This window comes from Tahibacter sp., from assembly GCF_035481375.1.
In the GTDB taxonomy this organism is placed as follows: Bacteria; Pseudomonadota; Gammaproteobacteria; order Xanthomonadales; family Rhodanobacteraceae; genus Tahibacter.
In genome coordinates this window covers 107,999-127,036 of sequence record NZ_DATIGT010000230.1, presented here as the reverse complement: position 1 = coordinate 127,036, position 19,038 = coordinate 107,999, and the positions used below count along the sequence as shown (strand labels likewise).

Annotated in this window: 19 protein-coding genes and 1 pseudogene; 14 read left to right on the top strand and 6 right to left on the bottom strand. The window is 66.7% G+C overall.

The features are described from left to right. A pseudogene (locus VLF18_RS15415) lies at positions 1-391 on the top strand (hypothetical protein); the annotation flags it as partial. Here VLF18_RS15415 and VLF18_RS15410 read toward each other — a convergent pair. Further along, positions 379-582 (bottom strand): YdcH family protein, encoded by a 204-nt coding sequence (locus tag VLF18_RS15410; protein WP_325280520.1) that lies wholly within the window; start codon positions 580-582, stop codon positions 379-381. The pseudogene VLF18_RS15415 and the gene VLF18_RS15410 sit on opposite strands and share 13 nt — an antisense overlap. Before the next feature lie 118 nt (positions 583-700). On the opposite strand from VLF18_RS15410, the gene ttcA reads away from it, so the two are divergent. The 3 genes from ttcA to VLF18_RS15395 all read left to right on the top strand — a co-directional run bounded on the left by ttcA (position 701) and on the right by VLF18_RS15395 (position 3,446). Then, complete coding sequence (gene ttcA / locus VLF18_RS15405; RefSeq protein WP_325280519.1) at positions 701-1,576, top strand: tRNA 2-thiocytidine(32) synthetase TtcA; 876 nt, start codon at positions 701-703, stop codon at positions 1,574-1,576. A gap of 69 nt (positions 1,577-1,645) precedes the next feature. Next, positions 1,646-2,560, top strand: coding sequence for a recombination-associated protein RdgC (locus tag VLF18_RS15400; RefSeq protein WP_325280518.1), 915 nt, complete (start codon positions 1,646-1,648; stop codon positions 2,558-2,560). 124 nt (positions 2,561-2,684) lie between these two features. Next, entirely contained in the window at positions 2,685-3,446 is a 762-nt protein-coding gene (locus tag VLF18_RS15395) for a M48 family metallopeptidase (RefSeq protein ID WP_325280517.1), read from the top strand. On the opposite strand, the gene VLF18_RS15390 is transcribed toward VLF18_RS15395, so the two are convergent. Both VLF18_RS15390 and hemH read right to left on the bottom strand, forming a co-directional pair. Continuing rightward, positions 3,433-4,305, bottom strand: coding sequence for an alpha/beta fold hydrolase (locus VLF18_RS15390; protein WP_325280516.1), 873 nt, complete (start codon positions 4,303-4,305; stop codon positions 3,433-3,435). The genes VLF18_RS15395 and VLF18_RS15390 overlap by 14 nt on opposite strands. Continuing rightward, positions 4,292-5,368, bottom strand: a complete 1,077-nt coding sequence (hemH, locus tag VLF18_RS15385; RefSeq protein ID WP_325280515.1) for a ferrochelatase — start codon at positions 5,366-5,368, stop codon at positions 4,292-4,294. The genes VLF18_RS15390 and hemH overlap by 14 nt, the downstream gene beginning before the upstream one ends. Before the next feature lie 154 nt (positions 5,369-5,522). On the opposite strand from hemH, the gene VLF18_RS15380 reads away from it, so the two are divergent. The 6 genes from VLF18_RS15380 to VLF18_RS15355 all read left to right on the top strand — a co-directional run bounded on the left by VLF18_RS15380 (position 5,523) and on the right by VLF18_RS15355 (position 9,047). Further along, positions 5,523-6,458, top strand: a complete 936-nt coding sequence (locus tag VLF18_RS15380) for a hypothetical protein (RefSeq protein ID WP_325280514.1) — start codon at positions 5,523-5,525, stop codon at positions 6,456-6,458. A 107-nt stretch (positions 6,459-6,565) separates the two neighbouring features. Further along, positions 6,566-7,258 (top strand): lipid-binding SYLF domain-containing protein, encoded by a 693-nt coding sequence (locus VLF18_RS15375; protein ID WP_414717232.1) that lies wholly within the window; start codon positions 6,566-6,568, stop codon positions 7,256-7,258. Between the two features lie 91 nt (positions 7,259-7,349). Beyond that, entirely contained in the window at positions 7,350-7,571 is a 222-nt protein-coding gene (tatA, locus tag VLF18_RS15370) for a Sec-independent protein translocase subunit TatA (protein ID WP_325280513.1), read from the top strand. Between the two features lie 9 nt (positions 7,572-7,580). Continuing rightward, the gene (gene tatB, locus VLF18_RS15365; protein WP_325280512.1) at positions 7,581-7,898 is read left to right on the top strand and encodes a Sec-independent protein translocase protein TatB; all 318 of its coding nucleotides are present in this window, start codon (positions 7,581-7,583) and stop codon (positions 7,896-7,898) included. Continuing rightward, complete coding sequence (gene tatC / locus VLF18_RS15360) at positions 7,885-8,646, top strand: twin-arginine translocase subunit TatC (protein WP_325280522.1); 762 nt, start codon at positions 7,885-7,887, stop codon at positions 8,644-8,646. Before tatB ends, tatC begins: the two co-directional genes overlap by 14 nt. 182 nt (positions 8,647-8,828) lie before the next feature. Beyond that, positions 8,829-9,047: a hypothetical protein gene (locus tag VLF18_RS15355; protein WP_133821598.1), complete on the top strand. Its 219-nt coding sequence runs from the start codon at positions 8,829-8,831 to the stop codon at positions 9,045-9,047. 193 nt (positions 9,048-9,240) lie between these two features. Here the strand turns inward: VLF18_RS15355 and VLF18_RS15350 are convergent, their stop codons facing one another. Both VLF18_RS15350 and VLF18_RS15345 read right to left on the bottom strand, forming a co-directional pair. Further along, positions 9,241-9,963, bottom strand: a complete 723-nt coding sequence (locus VLF18_RS15350; RefSeq protein ID WP_325280511.1) for a glutamine amidotransferase — start codon at positions 9,961-9,963, stop codon at positions 9,241-9,243. Between the two features lie 2 nt (positions 9,964-9,965). Further along, positions 9,966-11,810, bottom strand: coding sequence for a GspE/PulE family protein (locus VLF18_RS15345; protein WP_325280510.1), 1,845 nt, complete (start codon positions 11,808-11,810; stop codon positions 9,966-9,968). A gap of 73 nt (positions 11,811-11,883) precedes the next feature. Here VLF18_RS15345 and glyQ point away from each other — a divergent pair, with 73 nt between their 5' ends. The 4 genes from glyQ (at position 11,884) to VLF18_RS15325 (ending at position 18,335) form a co-directional block, all read left to right on the top strand. Further along, positions 11,884-12,801, top strand: a complete 918-nt coding sequence (gene glyQ / locus VLF18_RS15340; protein WP_325280509.1) for a glycine--tRNA ligase subunit alpha — start codon at positions 11,884-11,886, stop codon at positions 12,799-12,801. Next, positions 12,794-14,935, top strand: coding sequence for a glycine--tRNA ligase subunit beta (gene glyS / locus VLF18_RS15335; protein ID WP_325280508.1), 2,142 nt, complete (start codon positions 12,794-12,796; stop codon positions 14,933-14,935). Before glyQ ends, glyS begins: the two co-directional genes overlap by 8 nt. A gap of 328 nt (positions 14,936-15,263) precedes the next feature. Then, entirely contained in the window at positions 15,264-16,709 is a 1,446-nt protein-coding gene (gene rmuC, locus VLF18_RS15330; protein ID WP_325280507.1) for a DNA recombination protein RmuC, read from the top strand. Positions 16,710-16,874: 165 nt separating this feature from the next. Next, a complete protein-coding gene (locus VLF18_RS15325; RefSeq protein ID WP_325280506.1) occupies positions 16,875-18,335 on the top strand; it encodes a hypothetical protein in 1,461 nt (486 codons plus the stop codon). Positions 18,336-18,387: 52 nt separating this feature from the next. Here the strand turns inward: VLF18_RS15325 and VLF18_RS15320 are convergent, their stop codons facing one another. Further along, positions 18,388-19,026 carry an SPOR domain-containing protein gene (locus VLF18_RS15320; RefSeq protein WP_325280505.1) on the bottom strand — a complete coding sequence of 213 codons (639 nt, stop codon included), beginning with the start codon at positions 19,024-19,026 and terminating at the stop codon, positions 18,388-18,390. Positions 19,027-19,038: the final 12 nt, after the last annotated feature.

The following is a 19,038-nucleotide window of genomic DNA, read 5'->3' as shown; positions in this document are numbered from 1 at the left end:
CGCGCGCGTCGCGGCGCTGGCCGGCGGTCAGGGCCGGCGCAGCGGCGAACTGTCGCTGGCCGCCGTTTCGACGTTGACCGATGTATTCACGGCCAACAACACCGTCGCGCTGTTGATCAGCGGCAGCACAGCGCGCGAGATTGCCGAACGCCACGGCGTGAGCCCGGCGCGCAGCGCGAGCCTCCTCGACGTGTTTGCCTGCGTGACGCAGAGCGTGCTGCCCTACGGGGCTCAGATCCTGCTGGCTGCGTCGATCGCGAAAGCGTCGCCGCTCGAACTCGTCGGCCAGGTGCACTACGGCTGGCTGCTGGCGCTCGCCGCACTCGCTTCGATCGCGCTCGGGCTGCCGCACGCGGCGACGCAGCCGCGACTCGCAACTCAGGCCGGCTGATCGGGGATCAGCTGGTTCTCGAGGTACGCGATCATGTCCTTGAGCCGCAGCTTGCGCTTCTTGAGGCGCTTGAGCTGCAGCTCGTCGCTTGCGTTGTCGGCCGACAGGCGGCCGATAGCCGCGTCGAGATCGCGGTGTTCGATGCGCAGCTCGATCAGCTGACGCGTGATTTCGGCAGGATCCTGGTGCATCGTCGCGCGGCGTTCAGAGTCGACCGAGTGTAGCGGGCTTCGGCGGCGGCTCGTAGTCCGCGGACGGCTCGCGGCGGATGCGCTGCTACAATGGCGGTTCACGTCTGCCGTCCCGCCCATGAGCATTGCCGCCGTCCGCAAGCAGGAAATCAACGCCAACAAGCTGGCCAAGCGGCTGCGCCGCCAGGTCGGCCAGGCGATCGCCGATTTCCACATGATCGAAGACGGCGACCGCGTCATGGTGTGCCTGTCGGGCGGCAAGGATTCGTACACGCTGCTCGATCTGCTGCGCCAGCTGCAGGCCAAGGCGCCGGTATCGTTCGAACTGCACGCGGTGCATCTCGATCAGAAGCAGCCCGGCTACGATGCGCGGACGCTGCCCGGTTATCTCGAATCGATCGGCATGCCGCATACGATTCTCGAGCAGGACACCTACAGCGTCGTCAAGCGCGTGATACCGGAAGGCCGCACGATGTGCAGCCTCTGCTCGCGCCTGCGGCGCGGCAACCTCTACGACCATGCCGCGGCCGAAGGCTTTACGAAGATCGCGCTCGGCCATCACCGCGACGACATCGTCGAGACGCTGTTTCTGAACCTGTTTCACCAGGCCAAGCTCAAGGCCATGCCGCCGAAGCTGCGCTCGGACGACGGCCGCAACGTGGTCATTCGCCCGCTCGCGTACTGCCGCGAGGGCGACATCGCCGACTACGCGGCAGCGAAGGCGTTCCCGATCATGCCGTGCAATCTCTGCGGCTCGCAGGAAAATCTGCAGCGCAAGGCGATCAAGGCCATGCTGGCCGACTGGGACCGTCAGTTCCCGGGACGCGTCGAGAACGTGTTCCGCGCGATCGGCGACATATCGCCGTCTCAACTTGCCGACCGCACGCTGTTCGACTTCGCCGCGCTCGGCAGCCGCAGCGAGCTGCGTGCCAGTGCCGGCGACTGGCTGCGCGGCGAGCCCGCCGACGCAGCAAATGAGACCGAGGCCGGCTAGCCTCGCCTGCCGCAGCCCGTTCCGCTCTACTCACTTACCGGTGGGCCAGGACCCACCCCTCGGGGTTTCATGTTCTTCCGCAATCTGACGCTGTTCCGCTTCTCCGAAGCCATGGCCGAATCCCTGGCCGAACTCGAAACCCATCTCGACGAAAAGCGGTTTCGCCCGTGCGGCCCGCTCGAGCAGTCCACGCGCGGCTTCGTCTCGCCGCACGGTCGCAATGCGGACGCGCTCGTGCACAAGGTCGGGCCGTACACGCTCGTGGCGCTCGGCGGCGAGGACAAACTACTGCCGGGCTCGGTAGTCAACGAGGAATTGTCGGCCCGACTGCAGAAGATCAACGAAGAACAGGGCCGGCGCGTCGGCGCGAAAGAGCGCAAGCGCATGAAGGACGAGATCCTGACCGACTTCCTTCCGCGTGCGTTCGTGAAGCCGTTCCGCATGCTGGCCTATCTCGATCTCAAGAACGGCTGGCTCGTCGTCGACACGTCGAGCCGCAAGTCGGCCGAGGAGGTGCTGTCGGAATTGCGCGAGGCGACCGGCACCTTCCCGGCCACGCCGATGGCGCCCGAGGAGTCGCCGCGGACCTTGATGACGGACTGGGTAGTTAGTGGCAAGCTACCGGCCGGTCTGGTCCTGGCGGACGAATGTGAGCTGCGCGATCCGGCCGAATCCGGTGCGATCGTGCGCTGCCGCCGTCAGGACCTTGAAACCGACGAGGTGCGCGAGCACCTCAAGACCGGCAAGCAGGTGTTTCAGCTCGGCCTGACCTTCGATGACCGCGTCAGCTTCGTGCTTGGCGAAGATCTCGTCATCCGCAAGCTGCGTTTCCTCGACCAGGTGCTCGACGAGCTGAACGAAACCGACGCCGAATCGGCCGCCGCGGAACTCGATGCCCGCATGGCGCTGATGACGCTCGAAGTCGAGCGCCTGCTCCGCAAGCTCGATGAATGGTTCCGCCTGCCGCGTCCGACAGACCGCTGAAACACGGCACGGCGAGAATCGAGGAAACCGGTTCGGTCGGCGACGACGGAACCGGCTCCGGCAAGGGATTGTCCGTTTGAACCGCGTCCGTCGCCCGCGCCGGACCGCTGGGTAAGGAACAGGCATGGCCCCGGACGACAACCACTACCTCGAACTGTCGACGCCCAACGGCGAGACGATCAAGGTGCTCAAGAAGGCGCACCCGCAGGCGCGCCGGCTGCGCCTGACCGTGACCGCGAGCGGCGCCCGCCTGTCCTACCCCGAAGGCACGCACCCCGCTCAGGTGTTCGCGTTCCTGCGCAAGCATGTCGACTGGCTCGAACGCAAACTCGACCAGTTGCAGCTCGACGCTTCAGGCCCGCCGCCGCTGCTGCCGGGCGCACCGACGCTGATTCCGCTGCGCGGCGAAACCACCCAGATGCTCTGGCGCGAAGGCGCGTTTCCGAGCATCGCGCAGGAAGGCGACAAGCTCGTGCTGACCCTGCCGCAGACGCACGGCAAGCGCGCACTGCCAGCGGCCCGCGCGCTGCTGCGATCGTTCCTCGATGCGCAGATCCGCCGCGACGTGTCGCGCCTGCTCGCGCGCTATACCTCCGAACTGCAGGCCTCGCCGGTCGCAGTGCGCGTGCGCCCGCTCAAGAGTCTCTGGGGCAGCCTCGACACGCGCGATTGCATGACACTCGATCTCGCGCTCGCGCTCGCTCCGCCGGCGGCGCTGAAGTACGTGGTCGTGCACGAGCTGTGTCACTTGAAGATCCGCAACCACTCGCCGCGCTACTGGAATCTCGTCGCGAGCTTCTACCCGGACTGGAAAGGCCAGCGCGACTGGCTGCGCGAAAAGGGACACGCGCTCAAGGCCGAGCTGTCGCGGCTCATCGATCAGTAGGCCCGTCCGCGCGGTCGCAAAACGCGTGGAATAGCGCAGCCACGGCCTGTGCATGCTCCATGTGCAGGTGATGGTTGCCGGACAGGCGACGCACTTCGATGTCGACCACGCAGTCAGCGCGCGCCTGCATCATCGCTGTCGGCAGATACGACGTCGCCGGATCGGCCAGCACGACGCAGGTCGGCGCAGCGATGCCGCGGAGGATGTTCTGGATCTGCGCCTCGGTGTAGCGCAACGGCGACGCCAGCGTCAGGCGGGCATCGCTAGACCAGGACCAGCCGCCCGGCACTGCCGCAAGGCCGCGTTCGACCAGCGCGGCGGCAGCGGCTTCGCCGAGGTCGTTCGCGAGCATCCGCGCACGAACCGCCGTGGCGGAATCCGGAAACACGCGCAACGACTTCGCGGCGAAATCCGCACGCTGACTCAGCCCCCGACGCAACTGCTCCAGCGCGAGTTCGGGCGCGGCCGTCAGCGGCCCCAGCGATTCGACGAGCAGTAGCCGCTCGACCCGATCGGGCTGCGCGGCGGCGAAGATGCTGGCCACGGCGCCGCCCAGCGAATGACCGAGCAGCGAAAAGCGCGTCCAGCCCAGTGCCGCCGCGACCGCCTGCAGGTCGGCCAGATATTCGACGTAGTGATACCAGGCGCCCGGCGGGCGGTGCGCAGAGCGTCCATGGCCGGGCAGGTCGATCGCGGTCACTTCGAAGCGGGTCGCCAGCAGCGGCGCCAGCGCGTCGAACGATGCCGCATTGTCGAGCCAGCCATGCACGGCAAGCAGCGGCGGCAGTCCGGGTTCGCCCCAGCGCCGCGCCGCGAGCGTCAGATGCGGCAGCTCGATCGCGATGTCATGCGGCGACATGCGGAGTCTCTCCTGAAGCGGTGCCCGGCACCGGCCAGCCCTGCAGGTGCGGATGTATCAGCGCAGCCAGTGCGCCGACCTGATCGTCGCTGTCGTTCAACGCGGCTATGTACTCGTAGCGCTCGCCGCCGGCTCGCAGAAACCGCTCGCGATTCTCGACCGCGATTTCCTCGAGCGTCTCGAGGCAGTCGACCGCGAAGCCGGGACACAGCACCTGCACCGAACGCACGCCGGAACGCGCGAGTTCGACGAGCGTCGCGTCGGTGTAGGGCTTGAGCCATTCCTCGCGACCCACGCGCGACTGGAAGCTCACGATCAGCGCAGCGTCGTCGAGGCCGAGCCGCGTCGCGAGCAGCGCCGCCGTCGCCCGGCACTGTGCGGCATAGGGATCGCCGGATTCCACACAGCGCTGCGGGATGCCGTGAAACGAGAGCAGCAACCGTTCGCCGCGTCCGTGCGACGCCCAATGACGCTCGACGCTGCGCGCCAGCGCTTCGATATGTGCCGGCTGAGCGTGATAGTCGCCGACCGTTCGCAGCTCCGGAGGCCAGCGCAACGACTTGACGGTATCGGCCAGCGCGTCGAGCGCGGCACCCGTCGACGTTGCGGAATACTGCGGATACAGCGGCACGAACAGCAGGCGCCGGAAACCTTCGTCGACGAGGCCGCGCACGACACGAGGCAGCGCGGGTTCGCCGTAGGTCATGCCGAGGCGCACCCGGACGCGCCCGCCGGTGTCGCGCTGCAGGCGACGATCGAGCGCCCGCGCGAGAGCCTCGCTGAGGACGAGCAACGGCGAACCCTGCGGCATCCAGACGCTCGCATACGCATGAGCGGACCGAACCGGCCTCAGCCGCAGGATCACGCCATGCAGCACGGGCCACCACAACCATCGCGGCTGCTCGACGACGCGGGGATCGGACAGGAACTGGGCGAGATACCGACGCACCGCCGGTGTCGTGGGGGCTGCCGGCGTGCCGAGATTGACGAGTACGACGGCAACGCCGCCGTGGCCGGTTTGCGCGGCGGGCGGCGCCGCGTGGTACTGCCTGGTTCCGAACATGGTGTCCCGAATGGTTGGGTACGCCGCCGAAACCCGGCCGGCTGACGTTCTTGCGACCTTGTGGCCCGGCCGGAACGTGCTTAGACTGGCTCCGCCGTGTCAGCGCCCGATGCGGCCGACGATTACCAGAAACGATAACAAAAGACGGTGGACAATGAGCCTGCGCGCACGCCCTGCCGCCGCGGCACTGTTTGCTTCGCTGGCTGCAACCGCAGCCACGGCGGAGCCGTTCGCCATTGCACCGGCTTATGACCAGATCTATCGCGTCGACATCGCGACGCGCACAGCGACATTGCTCGGCGAAACCGGGCTGTTCGCCGGCCAGCCCATCGTCATCAAAGGCTTGGCCTATGCACCGAACGGTGCGTTGCTGGCCTCGTCCGACAATACGAAATCGCTGTTCCGTCTCGATTTCCTGAATTCCTCGCCAAACTATGTCGGCAGCCTCGGCCTCGCCGGCCAGGGCGATCCGCAGCGCCTCGACGCACTCGACCTGTCCTATGCGGTGACCTGCGACGGATCGGCATGGCTGGCGTCCGGCGTTGCGCGAAAACTCTGGAAAGTCGACACGAATACCGGTTTCACGACCTACGTCGGACCGACCGGCGCCCGCGTTACGGGGCTCGCGGCACGAGGCCGCGAACTGTTCGGCACGGGCGACTACGAAAACCCGTCGCTGTTCCGAGTGGACACGGCCACGGGCGCTGCAACGGCGATCGGCTCGTTCAATATCGCGAGCAGCAAGATCAGCTCGGTATGGCCGGCCTTCGATGCTTCCGGCCAGCTCTGGGCCGCAGTCAGCTACATCCCGCCGCCGCCGCCCGCCGCAAACGCATTTCCGCCGGACTGGAGCGACCTCGCGCGCCTCGATCCGGCGACCGGTTCAATGACGCTGCTCGGCCCCATCACCGGGCCGGAAGATCTGCGCAGCGTGCCGCTGTTCGGATTCGCGATCGCGCCGCCGGCACCGTGTCCGACCGGCACGGTCACGCCGCAGGCGGTTCCGGCCGCCACGCCGGCGGGCTACGGCCTGCTCGCGGGCCTGCTCGCGCTGCTTGCCGCATTCGGCCTGCGCCGCCCGCTGCGTTAAGCGCCTATTCCCTCGAAGACGGACACCATGCCGGCGCGTCGTCGCGTCGGCAATGGCTTCACGATGCCGCGCGTCCGGCACCCCCTCCTTTCCGATCCGAGGTTTCCGTGAACCGACCGATACTGCGCGCCCTGCTGTTCATCGGCTGCCTGCTGAGCGCGTTCGGCGCCAGTGCCGGCGAGAGCGAGGCCAAACGCGCGCGCGAAGCGACACGCGTACTCGACGAAATCATGCAGGCGCCCGATCGGCGCATCCCGACCAACCTGCTGCGCGAAGCGCACGCGGTAGCCGTGATTCCCGATGTCATCAAAGCCGGCCTCATCGTCGGTGGACGTCGCGGCCACGGCCTCATCACGGTACGCGGCACCGACGGCACCTGGTCGAATCCGAGCTTCATCACGATGACCGGCGGCAGTGTCGGCTTCCAGGCCGGCGTCCAGTCGACCGATGTCGTGCTCGTGTTCCGCAGCCAGCGCGGCGTCGATTCCATCGTCCACGGCAAGTTCACGCTGGGCGCCGACGCCTCCGCGGCCGCCGGTCCGGTCGGCCGCTCCGCCCAGGCGTCGACCGACGCGCAGCTCAAGGCCGAGATCTATTCTTATTCGCGAGCGCGCGGCCTGTTTGCGGGCGTCGCGCTCGACGGTTCCGTGCTCGCGATCGACCACGATTCCAATCAGGCCGTGTTCGGCGACGGCGTCACGCCGCGGCGCATTTTTGAAGGCGGCGTCGGCAATGTGCCGGAAGTCGTGGTCGATTTCCGCGATCGCCTCGAGGAGTACACTGCGCAATCAGCCGAGTGAGCGTGGCCAGTCATGACCCCAACGCAAAGCGCGGCTACACTGTCGCGCTTCGCCATTTCCGGCGACGCGACTCATCTGCAGGAGTGGGGTAATGGGTAGTTTTAGCCTTTGGCACTGGTTGATCGTTCTGCTCATCGTCGTGCTCGTGTTCGGCACGAAGCGTCTGCGCAACATGGGCGGCGATCTCGGCAGCGCGATGCGCGACTTCAAGAAAGGCCTGCAGGGCGACGAAGAAGCGCCGAAGCTCAAGGCCGACCCGGCGCCCGAAGCCGAGAAGGCCGCCAGCGAAGCCAAGCGCGAAAAAGCCGAATAACGCCGAACGATGTTCGATATCGGTTTCAGCGAGTTCGTGCTGATCGGCGTCGTTGCGCTGATCGTACTGGGCCCCGAGCGCCTGCCCGGCGCCGCACGCACCGTAGGCGCGCTGCTGCGTCGCGCGCGCAACAGTTGGGCGAACGTTCGCAGCGAAGTCGAACGCGAACTCGCCGCCGAGGAACTCAAACGCAGCATGCGCGACGCCGCAGCCGCGGCCGACCCGCGCGACGACCTGCGCAATGCGGCCGAGCAATTCCGCGAAACCACCGAACAGGTCCGCGAGAGTACCGAAGATCTGGGCAGGAAGCTCGATGAGCGCAACTGAGCAGGACCCCGGCGAAGAAGCCTCGTTTTTTTCCCACCTCGTCGAATTGCGCTCGCGCCTGCTGAGGGCGGTGCTCGCGGTCGGCGCGGTACTGCTGTGCCTGCTTCCGTTCGCAAACAAGCTTTATGCCTGGCTCGCCGAACCGTTGCTGCGCAATCTACCGGCCGGCGGCCAGCTCGTCGCCATCGAAGTCGCCTCACCGTTTTTCACGCCGCTGAAACTCGCCTTCTGTACGGCACTCGTCGTCGCGATGCCCGTCGTGCTGTATCAGCTCTGGGCTTTCGTCGCGCCGGGGCTGTATCGCCACGAAAAACGCCTCGGCCTGCCGCTGCTCGTCTCGAGCGTATTCCTGTTCTATCTCGGCGGGGCGTTCGCCTATTTTCTCGTCCTGCCGATGGTGTTCTCGTTCCTCGCGAAGATCACGCCCGAAGGCGTCGCGATGATGACGGACATTGGGAAATATCTCGATTTTGTTTTGGTTATCTTTTTCGCGTTCGGACTGTGTTTCGAGGTTCCCGTCGCGGTCGTGATCCTGGTCGCTCTGGGCTGGGTGACGCCGGCGCAGCTCACGGAAAGCCGCGGCTACGTCGTCGTCGGCGCCTTCGTCGTGGCGGCCATACTGACGCCGCCGGACGTCGTGTCGCAGGTCATGCTCGCAATTCCCATGTGTCTGTTGTACGAAATCGGTATTATCGCGGCCCGTGCCATCGCCACGCGTCCCACGGCATCGCACGGCGCCGATACCTGAGCGTCTCCAAAGCGCCCCCGAAAATCGTCACCCCGTAAACGGGCTTCCGATCGGCTCACGCGCGATTGAGATTTACAATTCGTAACAAGCGCCGCGGCGCTGTCGCGTATTTTTCATGCACCTGCCACGTATACTATTCCCGCAGTACACGTAGCAGCACTTCTTAACTCAGGGTGAAGATCATGAAAAAGTCCGCCGCAGCAGCCGCTGTTGACGAAGATACTCGCGACGCCAGCCTGCGCGTTTCCAAGCGCATGCGCGACAGCCTCAAGGCAGCAGCGGCCGTGATGGGCCGTCCGCTGTACGATGTCACGAACGAAGCGATCAACGATTATCTGGGCGGTCTCAAGCTGCCGGATCCGCTGGCCGGCCTGCGTAAAGGCGGCAAGGGCCGCAAGTAAGCGCCCCGCGATTTCCGCGATCGGCGACTGTATCGGTCGCCACCGCTCCAAACGCCGCCGCCGTGCGGCGTTTGTTTTTTCAGAACTCAAAAATCAGGGTTATCCGCATTTCGGATTTGGAATAACCCTCAGGACCACATTCGACCAAAGTCGAATACGGAACATTGCTACTCGGTTCGAAACGCAGCAAGGGTCAGATCTGTCCTTCACGCGAGAGCCGCACGAAGCGCCGCAACAGGCTGCGGGCGCGCGGCGCGGGGCCGCATTCGCGCAGCAGCAGGGCGGGGTCGACCCCTTCACCGGCCAGCCGGTCTGCGCGGCCGCGGATGTAGCCCGCCATGATGCCGGCGCTGAACTCGGGGTGGAACTGAAAGCCCCAGGCACGCGGACCAAAGCGCAGCGCCTGATGCGGATCGAGGGACGAATGAGCCAATACCTGCGCGCCTGACGGCGGTACGACCACCGACTGCTGGTGCGTAGTCTGCGCGCGGAACTCCGCAATGCCCGAAAACAGCGGGTCGCCAGTCGCGGCCGGCGCAGTCGCAAGCCGCTTGGTGCCGATCTGGCGGCCGCGCGGATTCCAGTCGACCCGGCCGCCCAACCCGTGCGCGAGCAGCTGATGGCCATAGCAGACGCCGAGCAGCGGCGCTGCAGCAGTCTGCACGGCCGCGGCCAACCACTCGGCCGTGTGCTCGCTCCAGCCTTCGCGCTCGGTCACCATGCTGGCCGAGCCGGTCACGAGGACGGCCGAGAAACGATTCGCCGCAGGCAACGGATCGCCGCGATCGACGCGTGCGACCTCGACATCGTGCCGGGACAGCCCGGCCGCACGCATGAACCACGCGGCGAAGTCGCCGTGACGCGCGGCGACCTGCGGCAAGGTCGTGCCGGTCTGCAGAACGAGGACGCGCCTCACGATCAATCGACCGGCGGCAGCACGGTCATGACTTCGGCAACCGTCGTGACGCCGCGCGCCACCTGCGCCGCGGCGGAGATGCGCAGCGGACGCATGCCGTCGGCGAGCGCGGCTTCGCTGAATTTCACGAGATCCGTATCGGCCTGGATCAGCTGCCGCAGCTTCGGCGTGACGCGCATCATCTCGTAGATGCCCGTACGGCCGAGGAAGCCGGTGTTGCGGCATTCCAGGCAGCCGACCGGTCCCTGCGTGCGTTCCGGCAGGGCGAGATTCCAGCGGTGCGTCAGCGCGTCCCAGGCCCGCGCATCGACCGCGAGCGGAATTTTGCAATGTGGACAAAGCGTGCGAATGAGGCGCTGTGCGACGACGCCGGTCAGCGTCGACTGGATGAGATAGTGCGGCACGCCGAGATCGAGCAGACGCGTGACCGCGGTCGGTGCGTCGTTCGTGTGCAGCGTCGACAGCACGAGGTGGCCGGTCAGCGACGCCTGCACGGCCATCTGCGCGGTTTCCAGATCGCGGATTTCGCCGACCATGATGATGTCGGGATCCTGCCGCAGCAGCGTGCGCACGCCTGCGGCGAAATCGAGGTCGATCGCCGGCTGCACCTGCATCTGGTTGAATTCCGGGCTGACCATTTCGATCGGGTCTTCGACCGTGCAGACGTTGAGGTCCGGCGTCGCCAGATGCTTCAGCGTCGAGTACAGCGTCGTCGTCTTGCCCGAACCGGTGGGACCCGTCACGAGCACGATGCCGTGCGGCCGTTCCACCATCGCGCGCCAGAGATTCTCCTCGTCCATCGAAAAACCGATCTGGCGGAATTCCTTGACGACGATGTCCGGATCGAAGATGCGCATGACGATCTTCTCGCCGAACGCCGTCGGCATCGTCGACAGGCGCAGTTCGACTTCGCGCCCGCCGGGAGACCGCGTCTTGATACGGCCGTCCTGCGGGCGGCGTTTCTCGGCCAGATCCATGCGACCGAGGATCTTGATACGCGCGGTCACCGCCGTCATGACCGGCGGCGGGAACTCGAATACCTTGATCATGTTGCCGTCGATGCGAAAGCGGATATTGCCCGCGTCGCGGCGTGGTTCGAGATGGATGTCCGAGGCGCGCTGGTCGAGCGCGTATTGCAGCAGCCAATCGACAATGTGGACAACGTGGCGATCGTCGGCGCCGATGTCGCCGGCCTTGCCGAGCTCCAGCAATTGCTCGAAGTTCAGCAGCTTCGACGGGTCGTAGCCGCTCTCGCCCTTGGCGTCCTTCGCGCGCTGGATCGAGCGCTGCACGCCGAAGAATTCGGTGAGGTAACGATTGACGTCGAGCGGACTCGACACGACGCGCTCGATCTCGCGACGCAGGATATGGCCGAGGTCGTGCACCCAGCGCGTGTCGAACGGTTCGGCCGATGCGATCGTGACTTTGTCCGATGCAACGGCCACCGGAAGAATCTTGTAGCGGGCGGCGTATTGGTGCGAGATCACCTGGGTGACGCTGGCCACGTCGATCTTCATCGGATCGATGCGCAGGTAAGGCAGGCCGGCCTTGTCGGCGAGCCATTGCGTCAGGGTTTCGAGGCTCAGCGGCTTGCCGGCGTTGCGCTGGTCGACGGCCTTGGCATTGGCCACGAGCACGAGCGGATGCAGCGCGAGCTTTTCCTTGGTACTGCGCGAGTCCGCGCGGATGCGGCGCGCGTCGTCGGCGGCCAGCACGCCGTCCTGCACGAGGACCATCAGCGTTTCGTCGAGTTCGAGCCGGCCGTGCAACCCGAGCCGGGCCGGCGCCGGCGCGACCGCCGGGGCAGGAGCGATGACCGCGACGGGACGCTGGGGCTGTGTGGCCATGACGATTCCTGTAGTACGGCAGAGCGCTGGCTATACTAGCGCGCTTTACCGTACGCCTTTCGTGAGCCACGCCATGTCCACGCCTTCGCCCACGTTCCAGGACGTGATCCGGACTCTGAACCGCTACTGGGCGGAACAGGGCTGTGTGCTGATTCAGCCGTTCGATACCGAGGTGGGCGCCGGCACGTTCCACCCGGCCACGTTCCTGCGGGCGCTCGGTCCCGAACCCTGGGCGGCGGCCTACGTGCAGCCCTCGCGACGGCCGACCGACGGACGCTACGGCGAGAACCCGAACCGGCTGCAGCACTACTATCAGTATCAGGTCGTGCTGAAGCCGAACCCGGACAACATTCTGGACTTGTATATCGGCTCGCTGCGCGCGCTCGGCCTCGACCCGCTGACCCACGACCTGCGCTTCGTCGAGGACAACTGGGAATCGCCGACGCTGGGCGCATGGGGTCTGGGCTGGGAAGTCTGGCTCAACGGCATGGAAGTCACGCAGTTCACCTATTTCCAGCAGGCCGGCGGCCTCGAGTGCCGGCCCGTCACCGGCGAGATCACCTACGGCCTCGAGCGCCTCGCCATGTACCTGCAGAACGTCGACAACGTCTACGACCTTGTCTGGACGGTTGCGCCGCACGGCGTGGTCACTTACGGCGACGTGTTCCACCAGAACGAAGTCGAGCAGTCGACGTACAACTTCGAACACGCGAACGTGACCGAGCTGCTGCACTGGTTCGATGTCTGCGAAGGCGAAGCGAAGAAGCTCATCGATGCGCAGCTGCCGCTGCCGGCCTACGAACAGGTTTGCAAGGCCTCGCACAGTTTCAACCTGCTCGACGCCCGTCGCGCGATCAGCGTGACCGAGCGCCAGCGCTACATCCTGCGCGTGCGCACGCTCGCGCGCGCCGTTGCCGAAGCGTATTTCGCCCAGCGCGAGAAGCTCGGCTTCCCGGGACTGAAGAATCGCCAGGAGAAGGCGCATGGCTGATCAGGCGCTGCTGATCGAAGTCGGCACGGAAGAACTGCCGACGCGTACCGTCGACGAACTCGCTCAGGCCTTCGCCGCCGGTGTGATCGACGGATTGAACAAACGCGGCTTCGCGATCGCCGCGGATTCCGCCCGGGTGTACTGCACGCCGCGCCGCCTCGCCGTGCTGCTGCCGGCCGTGGCCGGGGCGCAGCCCGACCAGACCATCGAACGCCGCGGCCCTGCGGCGAACGCCGCGTTCGGCGCCGACGGCCAGCCAAGCAAGGCCCTGACCGGTTTTGCCGCATCGTGCGGCACGACGGTCGATCAGTTGCAGAAGCTCGAAACCGACAAGGGCGCCTGGTACGTGTTCCGCAGCGAACAAGCCGGTCAACCGCTCGCGACGCTGCTGCCGGACGTCATCAGCGAATCGCTGAAGGCCTTGCCGATCCCCAAGCCCATGCGCTGGGGCGATCACGACTACGCGTTCGTGCGTCCCGCGCACTGGCTCGTGATTCTGCACGGCGACCGCGTCATCGACGCGCAGGTGCTCGGTCTGCGCAGCGGCCGCGCGTCGCGCGGCCATCGCTTCCATCACAACGAAGCCGTGACGATCGCCGACGCGAACGGCTGGCTCGAGACGCTCCGCGCCGCACGCGTGCTTGCCGACCCGGCCGAGCGCCGCGAACGCATCCGCGCCGAAGTCGCGCGCGCCGCCGGCGAAACCGGCGGCCGCACCCAGCTCGGCGACGCACTGCTCGAGGAAATCGCGAACCTGACGGAGTGGCCGGTCGCGATCGCCTGCGCATTCGACGAGGATTTCCTGCGCGTGCCGCAGGAAGCGCTCATCATGACGATGGAGACGAACCAGAAGTTCGTGTCCGTCGTCGACGACGCGGGCCGGCTCACGCGGCACTTCATCGGCGTCGCGAATATCGACAGCCGCGATCCGCGCGAAATTCGCAAAGGCTACGAACGCGTGATCCGTCCGCGCTTCGCCGACGCGCGCTTCTTCTACGACGAAGACCTGAAGACGCCGCTGGCCGCGCAGCTGGAAACACTGAAGAACGTGACCTACCAGCAGCAACTCGGATCGGTGTTCGACAAGGTCGTCCGCGTCGGCGAACTCGCGCGCACGATCGCCAATCGCGTCGGTGTCGACGCCGCACGGGCCACGCGCGCGGCGGCGCTGGCCAAATGCGATCTGATGACGCGCATGGTCGGCGAGTTTCCGGAACTGCAGGGCGTCATGGGCCGCTACTACGCCGCGGCGAACGGCGAGTCCGCCGAGGTCGCGCTCGCGCTCGACGAGTTCTACAAGCCGCGCTATGCCGGCGACGGCATCGCGCGCGAACGCGTCGGCCAGGTGCTCGCGATCGCCGAACGCGTCGACACGCTCTGCGGCATCTTCGCAGTCGGACTCAAGCCCAGCGGCAACAAGGATCCGTTCGCGTTGCGCCGTGCCGCGCTCGGCCTCGCACGCACCTTGATCGAAAGCGGGATCGCGATCGAACTGCCGCCGCTCCTCGCCGAAGCGCTCGCGCAGTTGCCCGAAGCCGCGCTCGCGGCCGGACTGCCCAAGGGCAAGGACGGCAAGACGCCCGCGCTCGACCCGGGTGCACGTCGAGCGGAACTTGCGAACGAACTCTATGAGTTCATCGTCGACCGCCTGCGTGGCTATTACGCCGACGCGGGCATCGGCGCCGACCGCTTCGAGGCCGTGCGCGCGCTGAACCCGGCCGACCTCGGCGACTTCGACGCGCGCGTGCGCGCCGTCGCCGCCTTCGCGGCGCTGCCCGAGGCCGAATCGCTGGCCGCGGCGAACAAGCGCATCGCGAACATCCTGCGCCAGGCCGGCGACATCGCCGGCGGCGGCATCGATCCGCAGTTCGTCGCCGCGGGTGCCGAGAGCGATCTCGTCGCCGCGCTGATGTCGGCGCAGTCGCGCACGGCGTCGTTCGCGCACGAACGCAAGTACGTGACGCTGCTGCGCGAGCTCGGCGAGCTGCGCGGCCCGGTCGATGCCTTCTTCAATGACGTGATGGTCATGGTCGACGACGCGGCCGTGCGCGCGAACCGCCTGCGCCTGCTGCGCGAACTGCGTCAGCAGTTCCTGCAGGTCGCCGACGTATCGGTGCTGCAACCGGCCGGCTGAGCCGGGCGTGCCGGGTCCGGTGCCGAGCCCGCTTCGCTGCACTGCTTATTGACGCGTCTTAACGTTTTGACTACGTTCAGGCCCAGGGAGTGCCGAAGGTCACGTCGGCGTTTGCGACGACGGTCCTTCCGCAGTCCGCGGCCGACGGGGTTCGGGCAGCGGGCGAACGGTCTGGGGTGTTGGCGGTACACGGTGCAATGGGGATGAGGCGGCGGCTCGCGAGGGCCGCCGTTTCTTTTTGTGCGCGCCGTTTGGGCGCCGCGGCGGACGGTCGGCGGTCCCCCAGCGGCTACACTCGACGGCATCGCCGTCGCTTTCCATCTCGCTCATGTCGCTGCTCGAACTGCTCGTCCTCGCCGCTCTCGTCATGCTCCTTCTGCTGCTCGTATTGCAGCTGCTGCTGCTGCGCCGCAGCCGCAGCGACCTGCTCGAGCCGCTGCGCGCCATGCTCGGCGACCTGCGCGACGACGGTTCGCGGCTCGAGCGCGCCTTGCGCGACGAACAACGCGCCGACCGCCTCGAGCAATCGCAGCGACTGGATTTACTGCGCGACGCCGTGCAGACGCAGTTCGCCCAGCTCGCGCAGCAGCAGCACAGTCGCATCGAGGACTTCGGCCAGCGCATCGAGCTGGGCGCGCAGCGCAACGACCAGCGTCTCGAAGCGCTGCGCCAGGCGTTGCAGGAAGATGCCCGGCGTTCGCGCGAGGAGAGTGCGCTGTCGCTGACCCGCTTCGGCGACCTGCTGCGCCAGGGCCTGCAGGAACAGGGCGAGCACAGCCAGCTGCGCCTGGCCGAAGTCCGCGGCACGCTCGAGACACGCCTGAAGGAACTCCAGGCGGACAACGCGAAGCAGCTCGATGCGATGCGCGTGACCGTCGACGAGAAGCTGCATGCGACGCTGGAGACCCGGCTCGGCGAATCGTTCAAGCTCGTGTCCGAGCGGCTCGAGCAGGTCCATCGCGGCCTCGGCGAGATGCAAGGGCTCGCGCAGGGCGTCGGCGACCTGAAACGCGTGCTCGGCAACGTCAAGACGCGCGGCATGCTCGGCGAAGTGCAGCTCGCCGCGCTGCTCGAGCAGCTGCTGACGATCGACCAGTACGCGAGCAACATCGCGACCGTGCCGGGATCGACCGAACGCGTCGAGTTCGCGATCCGGCTGCCCGGCAGCACCAGCGATGCGCCGGTCTGGCTGCCGATCGACGCGAAGTTTCCGCGCGAGGACTACGAACGCCTGCTCGATGCGCAGGAACGTGCCGACGCCGACGGCGCCGCCGCGGCCGCTGCGGCGCTCGAACGCCGCGTGCGCGAGGCGGCACGCAGCATTCGCGATAAATACATTTCGGTACCCGCGACGACCGAATTCGCGATCATGTTCCTGCCGACCGAGGGTCTGTACGCGGAAATCATCCGCCGCCCCGGCCTGTTCGAGGCACTGCAGCGCGACCTGCGCGTCGTCGTGACCGGTCCGACGACGCTGAGCGCGACGTTGAACAGCCTGCAGATGGGGTTCCGCACGCTCGCGATCGAGAAGCGATCGAGCGAGGTCTGGCTGCTGCTGGGCGCCGTGAAGACCGAGTTCGGCAAGTTCGGCGTCGTGCTCGAGAAGACCCGCAACCAGCTCGACTCGGTGCGCAACAGCATCGACGCCGCCGGCGTGCGCACGCGCGCGATCGAGCGCAAGCTGCGCAGCGTCGAGTCGCTGGACAGCGAACAGAGCCGGGGGCTGCTCGGCGACGACGGACTTGCGGAAGAACCGCAGGACAACAACCAGTGAAAAGGAGGTAGTAAACCGAGAACTGCGCTTCCCCTCGGGTTCCTACCTGCTCCCTCTATTTCCTTCTTCCCGTAACCCTGCTTCACAAGCATCGCCGTTCGACGCGTCACCTGACATCGGAGTCCTTTCATGCGCACCTTGCTCGCCACAGGAATCGCTGCCGCCATGACCACTGCCGCGCTCGCCGCCGACACGCCCGATTACTCGCTGACGGTCTATAGCTCGGCCCAGCCGGGCCAGGTCAGCACCGAAAGCCTCGCCAACTACGGGCCTGCATTGCCGGGCTATGCGCTCGTGCGCGACGGCCGCAAGATGACCCTGCAATCCGGCAGCGGTGTGCTGCGCTTTACCGACGTCGCCAAGCGCATCGATCCGACGACGGTCGCGTTCGAGTCGCTGACCGACCCGGCCGGCACGCGCGTCGTCGAGCAGAACTACCAGTTCGACCTCGTCAATCGCGACAAGCTGCTCGAGCGCTATGTCGGTGCGGCGATCACGGTCGAGCAGCAGCGCGGCGACACGCTCGAACGCATCAGTGGCACGTTGCTCTCCGCCGCAGACGGCACGCTGATCCTGCAGCGCGATTCGGGCGAAGTCGTCAGCATCGGCACCTACAGCAACGTGCTGTTCCCGAGCCTGCCGGGCGGACTCATCACCCGGCCGACGCTGGTCTGGCTCGTCAACGCGAAACAGGCGGGTGCGCACGACACGCGCGTGAGCTATCAGACCCAGGGCATGACCTGGTGGTCGGACTACAACATCACATTGCGCGAGAACGACGGCGGCTGCGACATGGACCTGTCGGCCTGGGTGACGATCGTGAACCAGTCCGGCGCGAGCTACCCGCAGGCGCAGCTCAAGCTCGTCGCCGGCGAGGTGAATCGCGCGCCGGCGCCCGCTCCCGCGCCGATGATGCGCATGAAGTCCATGGTCGCGGCCGCGGAAGCGCCGATGGACGAAGGCTTCAAGGAATCGTCGTTGTTCGAATACCACTTGTATACGCTCGGCCGGCGCAGCGACCTGCCCGACAATTCGACCAAGCAGCTCGAACTGTTCCCCACGGCGAGCAAGGCCGGCTGCACCAAGCAGCTCGTGTTCACCGCCTCGCCGCAGCCGTGGAGCTACTGGGCCGCGCCGATTTCCGACCAGGGCTACGGCGCGACCAACGAAGGCACGGTCGGCGCATTTCTCGAATTCGAGAACAAGGAAGCGAACAAGCTCGGCATGCCGCTTCCCGCGGGGCGCGTGCGCGTGAATCAGGCCTCGGTCGACGGCACGCTCGAATTCATCGGCGAAGACGTCATCAAGCACACGCCGCGCAACGAAACGCTGCGCATCAAGCTCGGCACGGCGTTCGACGTCGTCGGCGAGCGCAAGCAGGTGTCGTTCAACATCGACACGACAGCCAAGACCATCGACGAGTCGATCGAAGTCACCGTGCGCAACCGCAAGAAGACCGCGGCGCGCGTGATCGCGCGCGAATACCTCTACCGCTGGAGCGGCTGGACGATCACGGCGAAGAACCGCGAATTCGTCAAGCGCGACGCCGCGACGATCGACTTCCCGATCGACATTCCGGCCGACGGCGAAGCGAAAGTCACATATACGGTTCGATACAAGTGGTGAATGCGTGCAGGTTGGGCTGAGCCGCAGGCGAAGCCCAACCTGCCTGTTCCTGCTACTCCCCGGCGTCCTTCAGCGCAATCGCGTTGACGCCCGCTTCCGACAGCGCCGCCTTCGCGGTTTCCACGTCGCTCGCGCTGCTGTACGGACCGACGCGGACGCGGTGCCAGGTCTTGCCATTGACGTTGACCGACTGCACGCGGGCGACGAAGCCCGACAGCGCGAGCTTGGCCTTGAGTTCCTCGGCCGCCTTCGGATCGGGATACGAACCGGCCTGCAGGATGTAGCGCGCACCGCTCGCCGAGACCGAGGGCTCTGGCGGCGGTGTGCCGGCCGCGGCCGGATTCTGCGCGGCGGCCTGCTGGCGCTGCTGTTCGGCGCGCGCCTTCGCGCTGAGTTCGGTGTCCGGAATCACGACCTCCATTTCGGGCAGCACCGAATAGAACTCGTAATTCTTCTTCGTCGCAGGCTTCTTCGCCTCGTCGGCGACGGCCGGTTCGCTGGCCTTCGGCGCGGTCGCCTGCGGATTGGGTTGCGGCGAGTTCGGCTTGCGCAGCGTCGGAGCCCAGCCCTGCAGCAGCATCAGGGTCGCGAAGCCGAGCCCGAGCAGCACGCCGAGGGCGAGCCAGACCCAGGCCGGCCAGGCCGCGGTCGCCGTTCCGGTACGCGTTGCTTGCTTGCGCTTGCCAGCCATCGTGTTCTTGCT